The sequence below is a fragment of the Erysipelatoclostridium sp. An173 genome, assembly GCF_002160495.1.
GTDB lineage: Bacteria > Bacillota_I > Bacilli_A > Erysipelotrichales > Coprobacillaceae > Thomasclavelia > Thomasclavelia merdavium.
The window spans coordinates 1-16,519 of the sequence record NZ_NFKR01000047.1; the positions used below are offsets into that span (position 1 = coordinate 1).

16 protein-coding genes and 2 pseudogenes are annotated in these 16,519 nt (G+C 30.0%); 3 read left to right on the forward strand and 15 right to left on the reverse strand.

Annotation, left to right across the window (positions count from 1 at the left end):
* Together B5F09_RS14745 and B5F09_RS15460 are read left to right on the forward strand one after the other, a co-directional pair.
* Window positions 1-80, forward strand: an 80-nt coding sequence (locus B5F09_RS14745; RefSeq protein WP_143357514.1) for an IS3 family transposase, incomplete at its 5' end; no start/stop codon positions are given.
* Window positions 81-120: 40 nt separating this feature from the next.
* Window positions 121-387 (forward strand): annotated as a pseudogene (locus tag B5F09_RS15460) (tyrosine-type recombinase/integrase); the annotation flags it as partial.
* A gap of 226 nt (window positions 388-613) precedes the next feature.
* On the opposite strand, the pseudogene B5F09_RS13075 reads toward B5F09_RS15460, so the two are convergent.
* From B5F09_RS13075 to cdaA, 10 genes and pseudogenes are all read right to left on the reverse strand, one after another.
* Window positions 614-727, reverse strand: a pseudogene (locus tag B5F09_RS13075) (helix-turn-helix transcriptional regulator); the annotation flags it as partial.
* Between the two features lie 238 nt (window positions 728-965).
* Entirely contained in the window at window positions 966-2,375 is a 1,410-nt protein-coding gene (locus B5F09_RS13080) for a 6-phospho-beta-glucosidase (RefSeq protein WP_087374698.1), read from the reverse strand.
* Between the two features lie 76 nt (window positions 2,376-2,451).
* Complete coding sequence (locus tag B5F09_RS13085) at window positions 2,452-3,453, reverse strand: anti sigma factor C-terminal domain-containing protein (RefSeq protein WP_087374700.1); 1,002 nt, start codon at window positions 3,451-3,453, stop codon at window positions 2,452-2,454.
* A gap of 121 nt (window positions 3,454-3,574) precedes the next feature.
* A complete protein-coding gene (locus tag B5F09_RS13090) occupies window positions 3,575-4,930 on the reverse strand; it encodes an MATE family efflux transporter (RefSeq protein WP_087300974.1) in 1,356 nt (451 codons plus the stop codon).
* An 81-nt stretch (window positions 4,931-5,011) separates the two neighbouring features.
* The gene (locus B5F09_RS13095) at window positions 5,012-5,488 is read right to left on the reverse strand and encodes an LURP-one-related/scramblase family protein (protein WP_087374702.1); all 477 of its coding nucleotides are present in this window, start codon (window positions 5,486-5,488) and stop codon (window positions 5,012-5,014) included.
* Window positions 5,489-5,648: 160 nt separating this feature from the next.
* A complete protein-coding gene (locus tag B5F09_RS13100) occupies window positions 5,649-6,965 on the reverse strand; it encodes a HAMP domain-containing sensor histidine kinase (protein ID WP_087374704.1) in 1,317 nt (438 codons plus the stop codon).
* Window positions 6,965-7,618 carry a response regulator transcription factor gene (locus B5F09_RS13105; RefSeq protein WP_087300965.1) on the reverse strand — a complete coding sequence of 218 codons (654 nt, stop codon included), beginning with the start codon at window positions 7,616-7,618 and terminating at the stop codon, window positions 6,965-6,967. Before B5F09_RS13105 ends, B5F09_RS13100 begins: the two co-directional genes overlap by 1 nt.
* Before the next feature lie 76 nt (window positions 7,619-7,694).
* Window positions 7,695-9,047, reverse strand: coding sequence for a phosphoglucosamine mutase (gene glmM / locus B5F09_RS13110; RefSeq protein WP_087300962.1), 1,353 nt, complete (start codon window positions 9,045-9,047; stop codon window positions 7,695-7,697).
* A gap of 14 nt (window positions 9,048-9,061) precedes the next feature.
* The gene (locus B5F09_RS13115) at window positions 9,062-10,486 is read right to left on the reverse strand and encodes a YbbR-like domain-containing protein (protein WP_087374706.1); all 1,425 of its coding nucleotides are present in this window, start codon (window positions 10,484-10,486) and stop codon (window positions 9,062-9,064) included.
* A 1-nt stretch (window position 10,487) separates the two neighbouring features.
* Window positions 10,488-11,297, reverse strand: a complete 810-nt coding sequence (cdaA, locus tag B5F09_RS13120; protein ID WP_087300956.1) for a diadenylate cyclase CdaA — start codon at window positions 11,295-11,297, stop codon at window positions 10,488-10,490.
* A 160-nt stretch (window positions 11,298-11,457) separates the two neighbouring features.
* Here cdaA and B5F09_RS13125 point away from each other — a divergent pair, with 160 nt between their 5' ends.
* The gene (locus B5F09_RS13125) at window positions 11,458-11,970 is read left to right on the forward strand and encodes a ferritin (RefSeq protein ID WP_087374708.1); all 513 of its coding nucleotides are present in this window, start codon (window positions 11,458-11,460) and stop codon (window positions 11,968-11,970) included.
* 38 nt (window positions 11,971-12,008) lie between these two features.
* Here the strand turns inward: B5F09_RS13125 and B5F09_RS13130 are convergent, their stop codons facing one another.
* From B5F09_RS13130 to B5F09_RS13150, 5 genes are all read right to left on the reverse strand, one after another.
* Window positions 12,009-13,442, reverse strand: coding sequence for an LCP family protein (locus B5F09_RS13130; protein WP_087374710.1), 1,434 nt, complete (start codon window positions 13,440-13,442; stop codon window positions 12,009-12,011).
* Window positions 13,443-13,538: 96 nt separating this feature from the next.
* Window positions 13,539-14,435: a PHP domain-containing protein gene (locus B5F09_RS13135; protein WP_087374712.1), complete on the reverse strand. Its 897-nt coding sequence runs from the start codon at window positions 14,433-14,435 to the stop codon at window positions 13,539-13,541.
* Window positions 14,436-14,546: 111 nt separating this feature from the next.
* Window positions 14,547-15,782, reverse strand: coding sequence for an Hsp70 family protein (locus B5F09_RS13140; RefSeq protein WP_143357513.1), 1,236 nt, complete (start codon window positions 15,780-15,782; stop codon window positions 14,547-14,549).
* Window positions 15,713-16,051, reverse strand: a complete 339-nt coding sequence (locus tag B5F09_RS15345; protein WP_087374716.1) for an Hsp70 family protein — start codon at window positions 16,049-16,051, stop codon at window positions 15,713-15,715. The genes B5F09_RS13140 and B5F09_RS15345 overlap by 70 nt, the downstream gene beginning before the upstream one ends.
* Window positions 16,048-16,383: an Hsp70 family protein gene (locus B5F09_RS13150; RefSeq protein WP_343283911.1), complete on the reverse strand. Its 336-nt coding sequence runs from the start codon at window positions 16,381-16,383 to the stop codon at window positions 16,048-16,050. The genes B5F09_RS15345 and B5F09_RS13150 overlap by 4 nt, the downstream gene beginning before the upstream one ends.
* Between the last annotated feature and the right edge of the window lie 136 nt (window positions 16,384-16,519).

Consider the following 16,519-nt stretch of genomic DNA (forward strand, 5'->3'; position numbering starts at 1 on the left):
ATGTAAACTGGTATAATAATATCAGGATACATGGTTCACTTGATTATAAAACACCTGTTGAATTTAGAATGTTCTCATAGAAATTGTCCAAAAAAGTGTTGACAATCCAAAACATATCTCCAAGAAGAAAAGATAATTGATAATGAACAATATTTATTTTCAACGAATTATAATGGTTTCAAGCATAAGATGTCAGCGGATAATGTTGATAGAATTTTATCTAAATATGAAAACGAATTAAGAACTCTGGGATTTGAAATTCCTCATCTCCATCCTCATTTGTTTAGACATACAAGAGCGATGCATCTATACAAAAATGGAGTTTCGCTAAGCCTAATCAGTCAATGGCTAGGACATTCTAATTTGGAAACAACATTAATTTATGCATATGCAGATACAGAGATGAAGAGGAAAGCAATTGATAAAGCAATGAATGGAAAGGATATGCTGTACATCGAAGAAGAAGCTAAATACTCAAAAGAAGCGATAATAAAGGCAATGTTTGGTCTATAAAAGATTCCGACATTTTAATCAGTTCACATCAAAAAAGACCAATTATCATCAAAGATAGTTGGTCTTATGTTTTTATTTATCGGAATCTTTAGAAAGTCGGGATATCTTTTTCCCATTTAGATACTGTTTGCCTTACTACATTTAGCTTTATAGCCAGCTCTTCTTGCGAAAGTCCCTTGGCTTTCCGCAAATTTCTAATATTTTCATTTAACATAACCTGTGCCTCCTTTGTTTTGATACATCTATTAAACATCAAAACAGTCGTTGCCACAAGCAATGCAAATTAACATCTGTTATTATTGTATAAAATTCTAGAACTTACATGTTTTCAATCTCTCTATCAAGCTGAAAGTTGCATTGCATCAGGCTTTTACTTTATAATTAGATACCGCAATTTCACTTATACTTTTTTATAACTATAATTTTCATCAAAAAACTGTAATGAAAGTTCATTACAGTTTCTCACCATTAGATTCAATAACTTCTTTATACCAGTAAAAACTCTTCTTTGGTCGACGTTCTAGCGTTCCTTTTCCTTCATCATCTTTATCAACATAGATGAAGCCATAACGTTTACGCATTTCACCAGTTCCAGCACTTACTAAATCAATGCATCCCCAAGGAGTATAACCCATTAAATCAACTTCGTCAATTTCAACAGCATCTTTAAATGCCTTGATATGTTCTCTTAAATATTCAATTCGATAATCATCATTAATAGAACCATCAGCTTCAACTGTATCAATTGCTCCCATTCCATTTTCAACAATGAATAATGGCACTTGATAACGATCGTATAATTCATTTAAAGCTGTTCTAAGTCCTAAAGGATCAATTTGCCAACCCCAATCAGTCATTTTCAAATAAGGATTACGACCACCCTTTAATACATTACCTTCAATTTCTTCCGCATTATTGCCAGCAATTCCAGAAAAATAATAACTAAAACCAATATAATCAACTTTACCTTTAGCTAATAATTCTTCATCACCAGGTTCCATTTTAATAGTAACATTATGTTTATGCCATACAGAAGTACATGTATTAGTATAACGACCACGAACATGAACATCTCCATAATAATAGGTATTATTCATTTTATCACGCATTAAAATTTGATCTTCAGGATTACAAGTAGCTGCATACGTTGTTGGATAAATCAACATACAACCAATTTTAAAATCAGGATTGATTTCATGACCAGCAATAACTGCTTTGGCACTTGCAACAAACATATGATGACTAGCTTGTAAGATTGTTTGATAATGTTCTTCCCCTTCTTGATAGATTATTCCGGCTTGATGCCATGGACGTGGAACTTCTAAGCAGCCATTTATTTCATTAAATGTCATCCAGTATTTTACTTTATCTTTATAACGAGTAAAAACTGTTTTACAATAACGTTCAAAAAAGTCAACTAATTTACGATTACGCCAAGAACCATATTCTTTTACTAAAGTAAGTGGTGTTTCGTAATGTGATAATGTAACTACTGGTTCAATTCCATATTTCAACAATTCATCAAAAACACGATCATAAAACTCTAATCCCTCTTCATTAGGAGTTTCTTCATCACCACGTGGGTAAATTCTTGACCATGAAATTGACATTCTAAAGCATTTAAATCCCATCTTGGCAAAAAGTTTGATATCTTCTTTATAACGATGATAAAAATCTGTTGCTTCATGACTAGGATAATATGCGTCTTCATGAATATAATCATGAATTTCTCTAGCGACACCATGGCGGGCACCCATTTCTACATCGTTGATACTTAAACCACGGCCACCTTCATTATAACCACCTTCATACTGATTAGCTGCAGTAGCTCCGCCCCATAAAATGTCTTTCTTTAATTTCATCTTCGTACCTCCAAAACTAACTTAAATTCTAGCATTTATCTTTAATTCATTTAGTTTTTTTCACAATACGAAATATTTATTTTCTTTGCAATCTAGACATTTTGACATCATTTACATAGCCATAGTAAATTTCACCACTATTAATCATATTAAGTAAATCACTTTTTTTAACATAACCGCGAATTCCTATTACTTGAAGTCCATTTTCTTTAATATCCTGATATCTTTGCTTAATTCCTTTGTTTGCTGCCATAGTATCATAATATAAATCACTTTGTTTTATTAAATCGATAAAATCACTATGATCAATTAACACCTTTAATCTAGATAAAACATTTTCTTGTAACATATCGGCAGTATACTCTTCATCTAGATAAAAAGACGGATACTCTTTTTTAAAACTATCTTTTAGTTCATGTCTAACAGCATCATATATTGAAACACCAGCTGCTGTTTGATCACCAGTCTCAGTATCTAATGCTAGCCAGACAAAAGAAGAATTATCATAACTATTGATAAAATCTACTACTTCTTGAGCATTTTTATATTTAGAAAAAGTCAACGAAACATCAAGATAAGCAGATTCTGGTAAATCTTGAATATCACTATAATCTCTAGTTGTCCATTGTTCATATAATGAAGCAGTATATTCATCTAAGTCAGTTTCATTTATATCTAAATATTCATAAACCACTCTACTAAGAAGAATTTGCTCACTATCAACTGTTAATTTAGAACGTTTTATTGTAAAAGTAATATTATCAACATTGTCCCCATATAATGGATCAAAAATTTCCTGAACTTTAGCTTTAATTTGATATCTGCCAAAACCTTCATCACTGCATTCTATTGGATAATATAGCTTTCCTGGAAAATACATATTAATGTAAGTAGCCATTAAAACATCAAAACCATACTGTGTTACACTTTCGTCACTGTTATCAACAATATCATCGATTAAAAATGGATTATAGTACGTTTGTTTAAATAACCAGTCAGTGCCAAAATAGCCCGCGATAACAACACAGATTATTATTATCGTAATTAGTATCTTATGTTTTTTCAGTTTTGTTTTCATATCCTTCCCTCCTATTAAATATTTTTATGTGTCCCTATCTACTTATAATTATACAGGTTATCTTTTAGATTTAATATAAAAAATGCATAAAAGATTATTCGTATTTTATGCACTATTGATATTATTCTGTTTTATGTTTTAAACTCTTACCAATGGTTAACCACATTGTAATATAACAAGCACCACCACCAATAAAATTACTGATTGCTTCAGCAATAAACACTCCATCGATACCAATAAACATTGGTAGAATTATTGTTAGTGGCGCAACGATAATAACTTTCCTAAATATTGAAAAGAAGATAGCTTGTTTTGATTTACCTAAACCAACTGCCACAGCTTGACCAGTCATTTGAAAAGACATCATAAAAAAGCCAAAGAAATATAGACGTAATGCCCGCATTCCATCAACAATTACTTCTTGATTATTACTAAAAATTCTAATAAAAATTTCAGGAAAAATTGTTATTGCCACCCATAATATTAGCATCATTGATAATGCTGCTATGGTAACAAATTTGATTCCTTGTAAAACTCGATCATACTTTTGAGCGCCATAATTATATCCTAATACCGGTTGACAGGCATTTGCTACTCCTTGTCCAGGTAGTGATGCTACTTCTCGTAATGAATTTATAATCGTCATAATCGCAATATATAAATCACCACCATATTGCTGTAAAGTAGCATTACAAACTATGGAAACAATGGAATTAGTAATTGCCATCATAAATCCAGCCATTCCTAAAGAAACAATTCTTATAACATAATTATATTTAAGTTTTAAACAGCTTCTTTTTATTTTTAAAATCGTCTTTTTACTTGTCAAAAACTGTAATGTCCAAAGGGCAGAAACAAACTGTGAAATAACAGTAGCGATGGCTGCTCCTTGAACGCCTAAATCAAAACCAAAAATAAAAATCGGATCTAAAATAATATTAGTTACAGCTCCTAACAAAACTGTCAACATTCCAATTTTTGCAAAGCCTTGACTATTAATAAAGCTATTCATCCCTAATCCAATTAAAACAAATAAAGTTCCTAGTAAATAAATTGTCATATAGTCATTTGCATAACCGATGGTATTAGCACTTGCACCAAAAAGCCACAATAAATCTTCTTTAAAAATAAAACCTACTACCATTAATACAACACTAAAGATAATTAATAGCATAAAAGAATTACCCATTATTTTTTCAGCTTCTTCATTATCTCCGCGTCCTCTAGCGATCGAACAAAGTGGTGCTCCACCCATACCAAATAAATTGGCAAAAGCATTAATGATGGATATTAAAGGTAAGCATAAGCCAAGTCCACCCATTGCTAGTGTTGCTTCGCCGGGAATTCGCCCAATATAAATACGATCAACAACATTATATAAAACATTAATCAGCTGAGCGACAATCATTGGTACTGCTAAGTTTATAATATGTTTAGAAACACTGCCAATAGCAAAATTATTTTCTACTTTCCCCATTTTTTTCACCTTCTTTTAATATTATAAACCTAGATGACAAATTTTCTAATATTTTTCAAAAGAAAAAACTGGAAAACCAGTTTAATTTCTATCACGCGAACACTTTTGAGCATCAATTGCTAGAGCAATCATTAAAACATAAATAGCATCATCAGGATTAAAAATTTCTAATTGATAAGTATCTGTAAGATTAAATAACTGTTTATTTATTATGGCGACAACATTTTCAGAATTATCAATAATCTGATAATCCCATTCAAAAAAATTTCCTTCCACATGCCAATTGTTACAATCTAAAATAAATGATGGTTTAAAAAAAGTAAGTTCTTTTTTTATTTGCCCAACATATTGATCATACAAATATAAATTAAATTTTGATAAAAAAGCAAAAATTTCTTCTTTAACAGTTCCAATATGTATTCCGTTATTATCATATATTTTTAATTTATGTCCCCAGCTTAACTCGCCCTTGACTTCAAATACCACATTATTATTTTCATCATAAATATCATAACTATCGAGCCATGAAAAAAATCTTTGTTTAAATAATAATTTCATATAATATCCTCCCATAACCTTAATAACATTCTACCATATCCATTTTTTTCTTCCATAAAACATTTCTAAATTTATCTTAACTTTAATAATTATTTTATTATACAAAAAAGAAGTATGATTCTTAACCATACTTCCTAATAAAATAATTTAAATATTATAACTAGTTTTGATTTTCTTTTTTAGTAATTATAAAGCTAACTCCTGTTTCATGATTAACAGCTGTTACATTATAACCATACATTGTACAAGTCTTATAAACAATTGATAAACCTAAACCAAATTGCCCTTTAGTTCCCTTTTCATACGGTTGGAAAAGAGCATCGATATCATCGGTTTCTATTGGTTCCCCATCATTATATATTTCTAAATAATCTGCTTTTAACATTATTTTAATATAACTTTTTACATATCTAAAAGCATTTTCAATTATGTTCTCTACACAAATTCGCCAGCATTCGTTATCACCTTTAAAAGAAACAAAAGCTAAATCTGTTTCAATTTTAATTTCCGGATGCATTCCTTGTAACTGTAGAACAATATGCTCTATTAATTCTTTCATATCAACTTCAGCATCAGTATTTTGTCCACTTATAAAATCTAATCGATTTAAATATAATAAACTACGAACTTTATTATCCAAACGCTCGGCGTTTTCTATAATAACATCCATTGACGAATTCTTATCACCATATGGATAAATATCATCCTTTACACTTTGAGAATATGATTTTATCAAGGCAATCGGTGTTTTTAAATCATGTGAAATATTATGTATCATCTCTTCTTTAATTTTATTTTGCTTGTCAATTTCTTCTTTCATCGCAATTAAAGAACTAGAAACAATTCCAATTTCATCACTACGCTCAATCTTTAATTCACTATCTTTATCTTTGCTAATATTTTCAATATATTTAGTAATTTGTCGTAATGGTTTTATTAAGCTGCTAACCCACACAAAAATTACTATTCCAACGATTGCTAGAGCAATATACATAATATTAATAATTTGCTGTTGAACACCAGAAACTAAATCAGTAGAATAATCGCTATACACTAATGAAATAAAATAAATATCACTATTTTCAGTGATTAAATAATAAATAGTTTCTCCTCCTAAATCAGTACCCTTATCATGTAGCGTACTCTTATTAGAATTAATCATTCTTGCCAAGTCCTTTGCAAAAACATTGTATAAAGCCTTTGCTTCACTATTAGACATATTGTTAGAGTGTACCAATGTTTCTTCATTGGGATAATATTTCATATGATAAATCTGCTTAGTAGTAGTACTCTCGATTGGCACATAGTCATAGTATATATATCGGTTTTGTGCCATTTCTAAAGTTTCATACATTTGTTTATCTATTAATTCCGTTAAATTCTTATTAATTAACGGAACTAAGATAATAACAACAGCAATAGCAAATAAACCAAATATAATAATTAATTGCCGTTGCAATGAATATCGTTTTAACATTAGTCTAATCGATAACCAAAGCCGTAAATAGTACGTACATTAATTTCTGGCATTTTCTTTCTTAGCCTTCTTAATGTATCATCTACTACACGGTCACTTCCAAAATAATTTTCATCCCATACTTTACTAAGTACCTGTTCCCTTGAAATAGCAAGCCCTTTATTATTAATAAAATATACCAACAAATCATATTCTTTTGTTGTTAAAACTATCTCTTCACCATTATAAAAGACTCTTCTTTTTTCAAGATCAATATCATATCCATCCATTTTAATTTTTGATGGATCATCATATGATCGCTTGATTAAATTGTTAATTCTTAAAATAACTTCTTTTATATTAAATGGCTTTGTAATATAGTCATCAGAACCTTTTTCCAAACCTATAATCCGATCAAATTCTTGATCACGTGCTGACATGAAGATTATCGGCATCTTTGGACGACATTCTTTAATTTCATTAAATAGTTCAAAACCACTTGCTCGATCGAGCATTATATCAATTAACCATAAATGGACATCGTCATCTTTATGCATCAAAGCTTCATCATACGTATAAAATGAATAAACAATATAGCCTTCTTTTTCTAAATATGTTCGTACTAAATCATTCAAATTCTTTTCATCATCAATAATATTAATTCTAAATTGCATGTATTTCACCTCACTTTTTAATATAATATGAAATATTGCCATATTGTATGGCAATATTATGTGATATTATGTTTTTTTATCTTTTGATAACGAATCCTTTTTCCTTCATTTTATCGACAATTTTATTAACATTGACTAAACATTTTTCATCGCTATCAGCTTCAACCATTACTCGAACCACTGGTTCTGTTCCACTTTCACGAACTAATACTCGTCCATTATCACCTAAATCAGCCTCAACTTCAGCGATAACAGCTCTTACATCAGGATCTTCTTGAGCCTCTTTTTTATCACGAACAGGTACATTTTTCATTAACTGCGGATAAATAGTTACTGGATCTGCTAATTGAGCAACAGTTCTTTTACTTTCAATAACAGCTTCCATTACTTTTAAAGAAGTCAAAATTCCGTCTCCTGTAGTTGCATGTTTAGAGAAAATAATATGTCCAGATTGTTCACCACCTAAAACATGACCGTTTTTAACCATGTTTTCATTTACATATTTATCACCAACAGCAGTTTTTTCATATTTAATACCTTCTTTATCAAAGGCTTTGTATAAACCTAAATTAGACATTACTGTTGTTACAACAGTGTCATTTGCAAGTTCACCATGTTCTTTTAAATATTTACCGCAAATATATAAGATTAAATCACCATCAATAACGCGACCAAATTCATCAACACAAATACAACGATCGGCATCCCCATCATAAGCAAATCCAATATCTAAAGCATTTTCTTTTACATATTGTTGTAGTACTTCAATATGAGTAGAGCCACAATTTGTATTAATATTCAATCCGTCAGGATCACTATTAATTACATAAGTTTTTGCTCCTAAAGCATCAAATACACTTTTAGCAATTGCACTACTTGCACCATTAGCACAATCTAAACCAACTCGATAGTTTCTAAAAGCTCTTGTAGGAATTGACATTAAATAGCCAATATAACGGTTTCTTCCCATTGAATAATCTAATGCACAACCAATTTGATCTTTAGTGGCAAGTGGTATTTCATCACTTAAACCATCAATATATTGTTCAATTAAATTTTCAACTTTAGCATCCATCTTATATCCATTTGAATCTAAGATTTTGATTCCATTATCATAATAAGGATTGTGTGATGCTGAAATCATAATTCCACAATCAAATCCATCACTTGTAACTACATATGATACTGAAGGAGTTGTTGTAACATGTAATAAATAAGCATCTGCACCACTAGCAGTTAATCCAGATACTAGTGCATACTCTAACATATAAGAACTTCTACGTGTATCTTTACCAATAACTACTTTAGCACGATTGCCATTTTGTGAGTAGTACCATCCTAGATAGCGCCCCACTTTGTAAGCATGTTCGACTGTCAAATCAACATTAGCTTCCCCTCTAAATCCATCTGTTCCAAAATACTTACCCATTTTCTTCTTTCCTCCTATTGTCTTTCTAAGGTAATTGTTATTCTTTCTGGAGATGTCAATCTACCAGTTAGATAGCCTTTATTCAAGCTTAAATTTACTTTAACAGTATTTCTGCCACTTTTCAAGTTTTCCAAATCAATTGTCACATTAAAATCACTACTTGTCAGACCTGCAAGCATATTGCTAGTACCCTCTACTATTACAGAAGCCTTATCTTGACCACTTGCAAAATTAACCTTGTAGTTATTTTCGTTATTAATGACATTAATTGGAATATCACTAATTGTCGTTGTTGTCGTTGACCCAACTTGAATTTGGGCATCAATTGTATCAAAATCCATTTTATTAATATTCTCAGTTCCTGTTATTTGTAATCTTTCGTATGTTTTATTACTACTAACATTAGAAATATCAATTTCAACATGAACTTCATTAATACTATTTAATAATTCCTCTTTACCATAAATTCTAACTCTGTCTTTTGATAGCGTAATATTTTCTAACCCATATCCACTTGCAAATTGTCCAGTATAAGTGGGTGTAATCGGAACTTCTTTACTATAAGAAGAAACACTGCAATTAACCTTAACAGTTTTAGGGATAATTTCAACATCCACCTCTTCACCGCTACGATCATAAGCATGAATTCTAGCGTCCTGTTCAAAATTTTTATTAACTCCATCTAAATCAATAGTTGCCATAACACTATTAATTCGATCAATATCATCTTGAGACCCTTGAACTTCAACTGCATTATGTTCCATTGATTCTACCGATACTGAGTATTTTTCATCCATCTTGTCTTCATTTATAAAATCATAGCCTAATTCAAATGTTTTAGTTACTTTCTGCGTTATTCGCACAGTTACTGTTTGAGGAACAATCATAACTTGTAAATCATTAGGAAAACCTTCGCTCTTTAACTCGATAGTATGTTCCCCTTCTCCTAATGTTGAAAAATCAGCAATAACTTCATAATTACCAGAAATCTTGGTAGTATATATATCCAGAGAAGGTCCTACCAAGGCAACATTGACTGTTTCTGGTAATCCTACTACATCATAATCACTTTGTAATCCTTCCACTTTAATTGGTACATCATATAAATAATCACCACCATTTGGTGCCGTAAATATATTAGTAATGCTACCATTTATTGTTAACAGTAAAATTATTGCCAACATAAATGATAATACTTTTATCGATAAATTAGATTGCAACATTCGATCTAAAAATGCATTTAATGAATTTAAAATATGATATACTGCCCGATATGCTTTATCTGTTACTTTAAGATTATCATCAACATTTTTTAATTTAGTTGTTTGTTTACTTTCGTCCTTTTTTTGCTCTGACTTTTGGCGTGTAATAAAATTTAAAAAGAAATCAGTAGTTGAATCTTTCTTCAAAGGATTTTTAGGATTTTCTTTTTTTGGCATTTTACTCACCATCCTTATCTTTAGAATTAAACCAATCTAATTCATTAACTAAATTAGCTCTTAATTCTTTACGAGGAATTTTTCGCAATTTCCCATCAGTAGCAAAAGAAATCGTTCCAGTTTCTTCAGAGACCACAACCGTTAAAGAATCAGTTATTTCGCTAATACCTAAAGCAGCTCGATGTCTTGCCCCATATAATGGACTTAATTCCTGATTAGTTGGTGGATAAAAAGCTGCTGCACATACGATTCGATCACCTTTAATTATTGTCGCACCATCATGTAGTGGTGTTCCTTCCCAAAAAATTGTTAAAAATAACTCCGACTTAATATCAGCATTAATTCTTGTTCCAGTATTAATATAATCAATTAATGATTGTCCTCTTTCAAAAGTTATTAATGCACCTGTTTGATCTTCTGATAATTTAGTAATTGCGGATACTAATTCATCCATTAATCGCTCCTTTTCATCATCAGAAATATTATTTTGTTTTATATCCAATTTTGTCTGGCCAATTTTTTCCAACAGTCCTCTGATTTCTGGCTGAAAAACAATTATTACAGCGACAACTCCCCAAGTCAATACAGTATCAACCAGATAGTCCATTGCACTTAATCCAAAAAGACTAGTAAATAATTTTAGTATCAAGATTAAAAGAACGCCCTTAAACAATTGCATCGTTCTCATATTTTGCTTCAACATTGAAATCAATAAATAAATAACATACCAAACTAACAATAAATCAATAATCGTTCTAATCAAATTAAAAAATGAATTTAAACTAAATGTAAATGCTGAAATTGATAGCACTGGTAATCACCCACTTTCTATACCATTATACCATTATCATATTTAAAATAAAAACCCTTTATCTAAGAATTAAGATTGTTTAATCGACATAAATAAATCCTTAATATAATATTTAACTTTTTTAAGTGTAGAGTTATAATATTTATAAGGAGGAATGAATATGTTAGATAAAAAAGTAATTGAATTATTAAATGACCAGGTTAATAAAGAATTCTACTCAGCATATCTATATTTAGATTTTGCTAATTTCTACAAAGATAAAGGATTGGACGGTTTTGCAAACTGGTATCAAATCCAAGCTCAAGAAGAAAGGGATCATGCAATGTTATTTATTCAATACTTGCAAAACAATAATGTCTCTGTAAGTTTAGAAGCAATTGCAAAACCAGACAAAAAATGTAAAGAATTAAAAGATCCTCTTATTTTTGCTTTACAACATGAAGAATATGTAACCAGTTTAATTCATGCAATTTATGATGCAGCCTTTACTATCAAAGATTATCGCTCAATGCAATTTTTAGATTGGTTTATCAAAGAGCAATGTGAAGAAGAAACAAATGCTCATGACATGATCAATAAATATGATCTTTTTGGTAATGACTCTAAAGGATTATATATGTTAGATAATGAATTAAAACAACGCGTATATTCAGCACCGTCTTTAACTCTATAAAAACACAAAACTGCAAGAAAATTCTTGCAGCTTTTTTATTATTGATATAATTGGTTAATTTTTTGTTTAGCAGTTTCAACAGAGGCATCATCTGGGACCATCATGTATAAACTTGAACCATAAATTGGTGAATATAATGTATTACCATTTCCATCAACACTAATACTTTCAATATTCCATGCACTCATATCATTAATCTGCATTCTAAGTAAACTAATCATTTGATCATCTGTCAAGTTAGTTTGGAATGAAGAATGCAATGAATTCAATAGACTCATATAATTAGTAATGATTGATGGTGAAATAACTTTATTAATAATTCCAGTAATTACTCGCATTTGATTACGACCACGTTCTTTATCACCTTCTGCAAATGCATGTCTTTCACGCGAAAAGGCTAAAGCCTGAGTTCCATTTAAATGAATTGTTCCTTGGCTAAATTCACCAAATGCCCTTGGATTATCAACTTCGATACCACCAATAGCATCAACAATATCGATTAAACTAGTAAAGTTAACACGAACATAATAATCGATATTAACACCAAAATAATTTTCAACATTACCTTTTGTTTCTTCTACACCATATAAACCTGAGTGTGTTAATTTATCACGTTCTCCACCTAGAACATTAAATGGAATATAATAATCACGTGGAATACTTGTCAATAAGATTTGTTTTGTATTTGGATTAACAGTAACAATCATATTAACGTCAGATCTTGATTTAGTACTTATTGTACCATATGTATCAATACCACTGATATAAACACTAAATGTATTTTTAGTTAAATCAGTATTGGTAGTAGTATCAACTTCAGTAACATAATTTTTGCTATAAATAACTCTTGTTTCATCACTGAAATTTTCATAATCATCTTCAATAATTGAACGATAAGATTCATTCATAACTAAACAGCTAACTTCACCGCTGTATAAAGCATTTACCCAGGTAAGAACCCCTGAATACCGTCTTACATTAGGTGTTTCGCCATTAGTTGCTTTAATTGTAGAAAGCATATTATCTACATGTTCGTCACTAGTAGCTAAAGCAGAAAATACTTTCCCTTTTAAATCTTCAATATACTCATAAGAACTATTTTTTAAAACAACAACCGAAACGACATCAGTGTCTTCAGTTGTTGAAACATTTCCAAAAACACCAACAGTTTGCATATAAGTATAGTTTCCGATAAATAGTACGATACATAATAATATAATAATTACTTTCCCAATAATTTTAACTGGCTTCTTTTTACTTTTATATTGCATTAGTGCCATTAAAATAAATAAAATAAGCAACAATGCTGCTATAATTACAATGTATCGTGTAGGCAAAATCCGATATCTTACAATCTGATAAATTAACCAGACTATTGGAACTGCCAATAAAATCATAAAATACGTTCTTACATCTTTAAAGATTTTCTTTAAATTACGTATTCTATTTACACTACGTATATTTTTGCTCATATAATCCCTCCATGATGTGCCAATTATACTTATTTAGCATATCATGACAAACTAGGTTTGTCAAAATTGCTATTATTAATTTATGCAGACGACATCTTATTTTTTACTATAATTTAATAAAAAATTATATGCATTAGTTGTAATTTGATCAAATTGTTCTTTTTGCTCTGGTAATAAATTAAGAGCATAGCTAATTCCTAAAAAATTATTTTTCTTATTTGTCCCATGATAATCAGAACCAGCAGTTAAAATAAGAGCAGGATTTTGTTGTTGACAACCAGTTAATAAATTAATATCTTCAATTTGATTTAATGGATGATAACATTCAAAACCATCAATACCATGATCAAGACAATCTTTGATAAATACCTTTTTTTCATCTACAGAAAAATGATATTCACCTAGATGAGCAATCACAGCTATTCCTTTGGATTCATGAACGACCTTAATTGCTTCATAAAGAGAAATCGGCTTTTTACTTACAAAAAAAGGTCCCTTTTCATCAATATAATTGTTAAACGCACCATTGATATCACTAACTATTCCCTTTGCCACCATATATTTAGCAATATGAACACGATTTAAATTCTGTTTTTTAGCTATTCCTTTACAAAAATGATAAAATTCACTTATTGATACATCGGGAAACTGTTCTTTTAATTTATTCAAAATAGCTTCATTTTGAGTTATTTTAATATTTTGATAAGCACTAATTAATTTAGATAACGATTCAAAAGAATCGTTTTCTAAATTAAAATAACCCAACAAATGAATCTCTTGTCCTTGATAACTTGTTGAAACTTCTATACCGGCTAAAGCATTTTGGCGATACTTAATACAAGCCTGTTTAAATTCATTAATACCATCAATTGTATTATGATCCGTTAAAGCAATTAAATCGAGCTGTTTATCATGAGCCTTTTTTACAATATCTTCAGGATTATCGCTACCATCTGAATAATTACTATGAATATGTAAATCAATCTGTTTCATTTTTTTCACCCCAATTTCTATAAAAATTATAACGCATTTAAATAAGATTTCATAATCAAATTTACAATAAAAACCCAATCAGCATAATGTCAATTGGGTCATAAATTTTATTTAATATTTTAATTCTTGCCAATTTAATTCAGTGTTAACCTGATGATTATTAGATAAATCTACAGCAGTAATCTTTAAGATACCTTCTTGATTCAATGAAAAAGTAACTTTAACACGCGCTTCACCAGCATTAGTTTGTTCAATCCCATTTAAAATCAATTTACCTAACCAGTGATTTTTACGATCATAAACATTATCAATAGCATTTCCTTCATAAACTTCAAAAGAAATTTCTTTTTGATTATCATAGATAGTAGTATACATCTTTGACGCTTCGATTGGATATTTTGACTGTTCAGGAATAATTACAGAAATTTTATCACCTTCTACTTTTAATCCTAAATTAAAATTCACTCTAGGAATAATTTGTTTAGTAGTTGTCATTTTACTGCTTGCCCCAATTGCAACAATCGTATCTAAGTTATCTTCTAAAATATTGGCAGGTATTAATTCTTGAACAATTCTTTTAGCCTCAGGTAAGTTCATTGACCCCCCTACAAAAATAACATGATCAATATCACTAGTTCCAATACCTTCTCTTTTCAATTTTTCAATTACTTCTTCGATTGCTTCTTGATAATCACGCCACAACCGTTTTACTTTTGGATATTGATTAAAATCCACACTGCTAATATCACATTCAAATATAACTGATTGATTATCTTTAACACATAATTCTCCTATCGCTACATTAACACTTGTTTCATAACTCAAAGCCAATTTAGCAGTTTCAGCTTTTTGCGCAATTTTAGCTTTAGTTCTTTGATAAGTCACATCACTATCATAAACCATTTTTAATAAAGCATTATCTCCAATAGACTCCAACGAATAATCCAATGCTTCCTTTTCCATTATTTGATCATTAAGATAATCAATCATCGCATTAGTAAAATCATCACCACCAAGTTTTTCATTACCACCAGTAGCGATAACCTCATACTCGCTGCCATCATACTTAATTACCGCAATATCAAAAGTTCCACCACCAAAATCACAAACAAAATAGATAGCATGATTATCTGGTCTAATTTTTTCACCATAAGCTAAAACCGATGCTATTGGTTCTTTTAAGGTTTCTACCTTGGAAAACCCAGCTCGAATACCAGCATTTTTAGTATTTTCAACAGCATTGGTAGTAAAATTATTAGGTACTGTAATGACCGCCTCTATTTTTTCTTCATGCCCAAGATATTGGTAAATAGCTTCTTTAACTTTAGAAAGAATTTCAACGGCAATATCTTCGCTACTAAAAGTTTTATTAGAAGCTGTAAATTTTTTTCAGGTGAATCAATTGACCGTTTAGTGGATTTAATATAATTATCAGGATCCATCAAGCCACGGTTTTTTGCTCGTTTACCTACTAGTTTAATCTTTCTTTTTTCGTTATAGTAAAAAACTGAAGGTACTAAATGATCATTATCAATCGGTATTATTTTAATTTGATCATTATCATTAATAGTTACAACTGTATTAGTTGTCCCTAAATCAATTCCTATCTTTTTCATTTTTTATTCTGTTTCCTTTCAACATTCCAATTGACTGGATTATCACGATTATCATACGATGGAGCGACACCATCAAGATCCTCAGCATGGATATACAACATTCCTTCTTCATTTAAGGTAAATGTCACATCTACTTTAGCTTTTCTTGCCGGCATTGGTTTTAAACCACTGATTCTAAAATGATATATTTTCTTATTTTCAGGATCTTTAGCATTAGATAATTGATTGCCTTCATACACATCGAAACTGATAGCTGTTTGATTGTCCTCTGTAGTTGTATAATGTCCTGTCTTTTTAACTGTTGGTGGATACTTTGTTCCTTGTTCAATAATCGGACTGAGACTACCATTCTAGCATCACATCTCCGCATATCGTTCTTAATGGTAAAGGAAGAAAGATGCGTATAGTTCCAATAATGGATAAAACAGTTGAGCATCTCAGGAAATATTTAGATAACTATGAGTTAAC

Bases quoted from the DNA above. Each gene is read 5' to 3' on its own strand.
- B5F09_RS13090 (WP_087300974.1), bottom strand. From the start codon at position 4,930: ATGGGGAAAGTAGAAAATAATTTTGCTATTGGCAGTGTTTCTAAACAT.
- B5F09_RS13135 (WP_087374712.1), bottom strand. From the start codon at position 14,435: ATGAAACAGATTGATTTACATATTCATAGTAATTATTCAGATGGTAGC.
- B5F09_RS13115 (WP_087374706.1), bottom strand. From the start codon at position 10,486: ATGCCAAAAAAAGAAAATCCTAAAAATCCTTTGAAGAAAGATTCAACT.
- B5F09_RS13125 (WP_087374708.1), top strand. From the start codon at position 11,458: ATGTTAGATAAAAAAGTAATTGAATTATTAAATGACCAGGTTAATAAA.
- B5F09_RS13080 (WP_087374698.1), bottom strand. From the start codon at position 2,375: ATGAAATTAAAGAAAGACATTTTATGGGGCGGAGCTACTGCAGCTAAT.
- B5F09_RS13085 (WP_087374700.1), bottom strand. From the start codon at position 3,453: ATGAAAACAAAACTGAAAAAACATAAGATACTAATTACGATAATAATA.
- B5F09_RS13130 (WP_087374710.1), bottom strand. From the start codon at position 13,442: ATGAGCAAAAATATACGTAGTGTAAATAGAATACGTAATTTAAAGAAA.
- B5F09_RS13105 (WP_087300965.1), bottom strand. From the start codon at position 7,618: ATGCAATTTAGAATTAATATTATTGATGATGAAAAGAATTTGAATGAT.
- B5F09_RS15345 (WP_087374716.1), bottom strand. From the start codon at position 16,051: ATGAAAAAGATAGGAATTGATTTAGGGACAACTAATACAGTTGTAACT.
- B5F09_RS13095 (WP_087374702.1), bottom strand. From the start codon at position 5,488: ATGAAATTATTATTTAAACAAAGATTTTTTTCATGGCTCGATAGTTAT.
- B5F09_RS13100 (WP_087374704.1), bottom strand. From the start codon at position 6,965: ATGTTAAAACGATATTCATTGCAACGGCAATTAATTATTATATTTGGT.
- glmM (WP_087300962.1), bottom strand. From the start codon at position 9,047: ATGGGTAAGTATTTTGGAACAGATGGATTTAGAGGGGAAGCTAATGTT.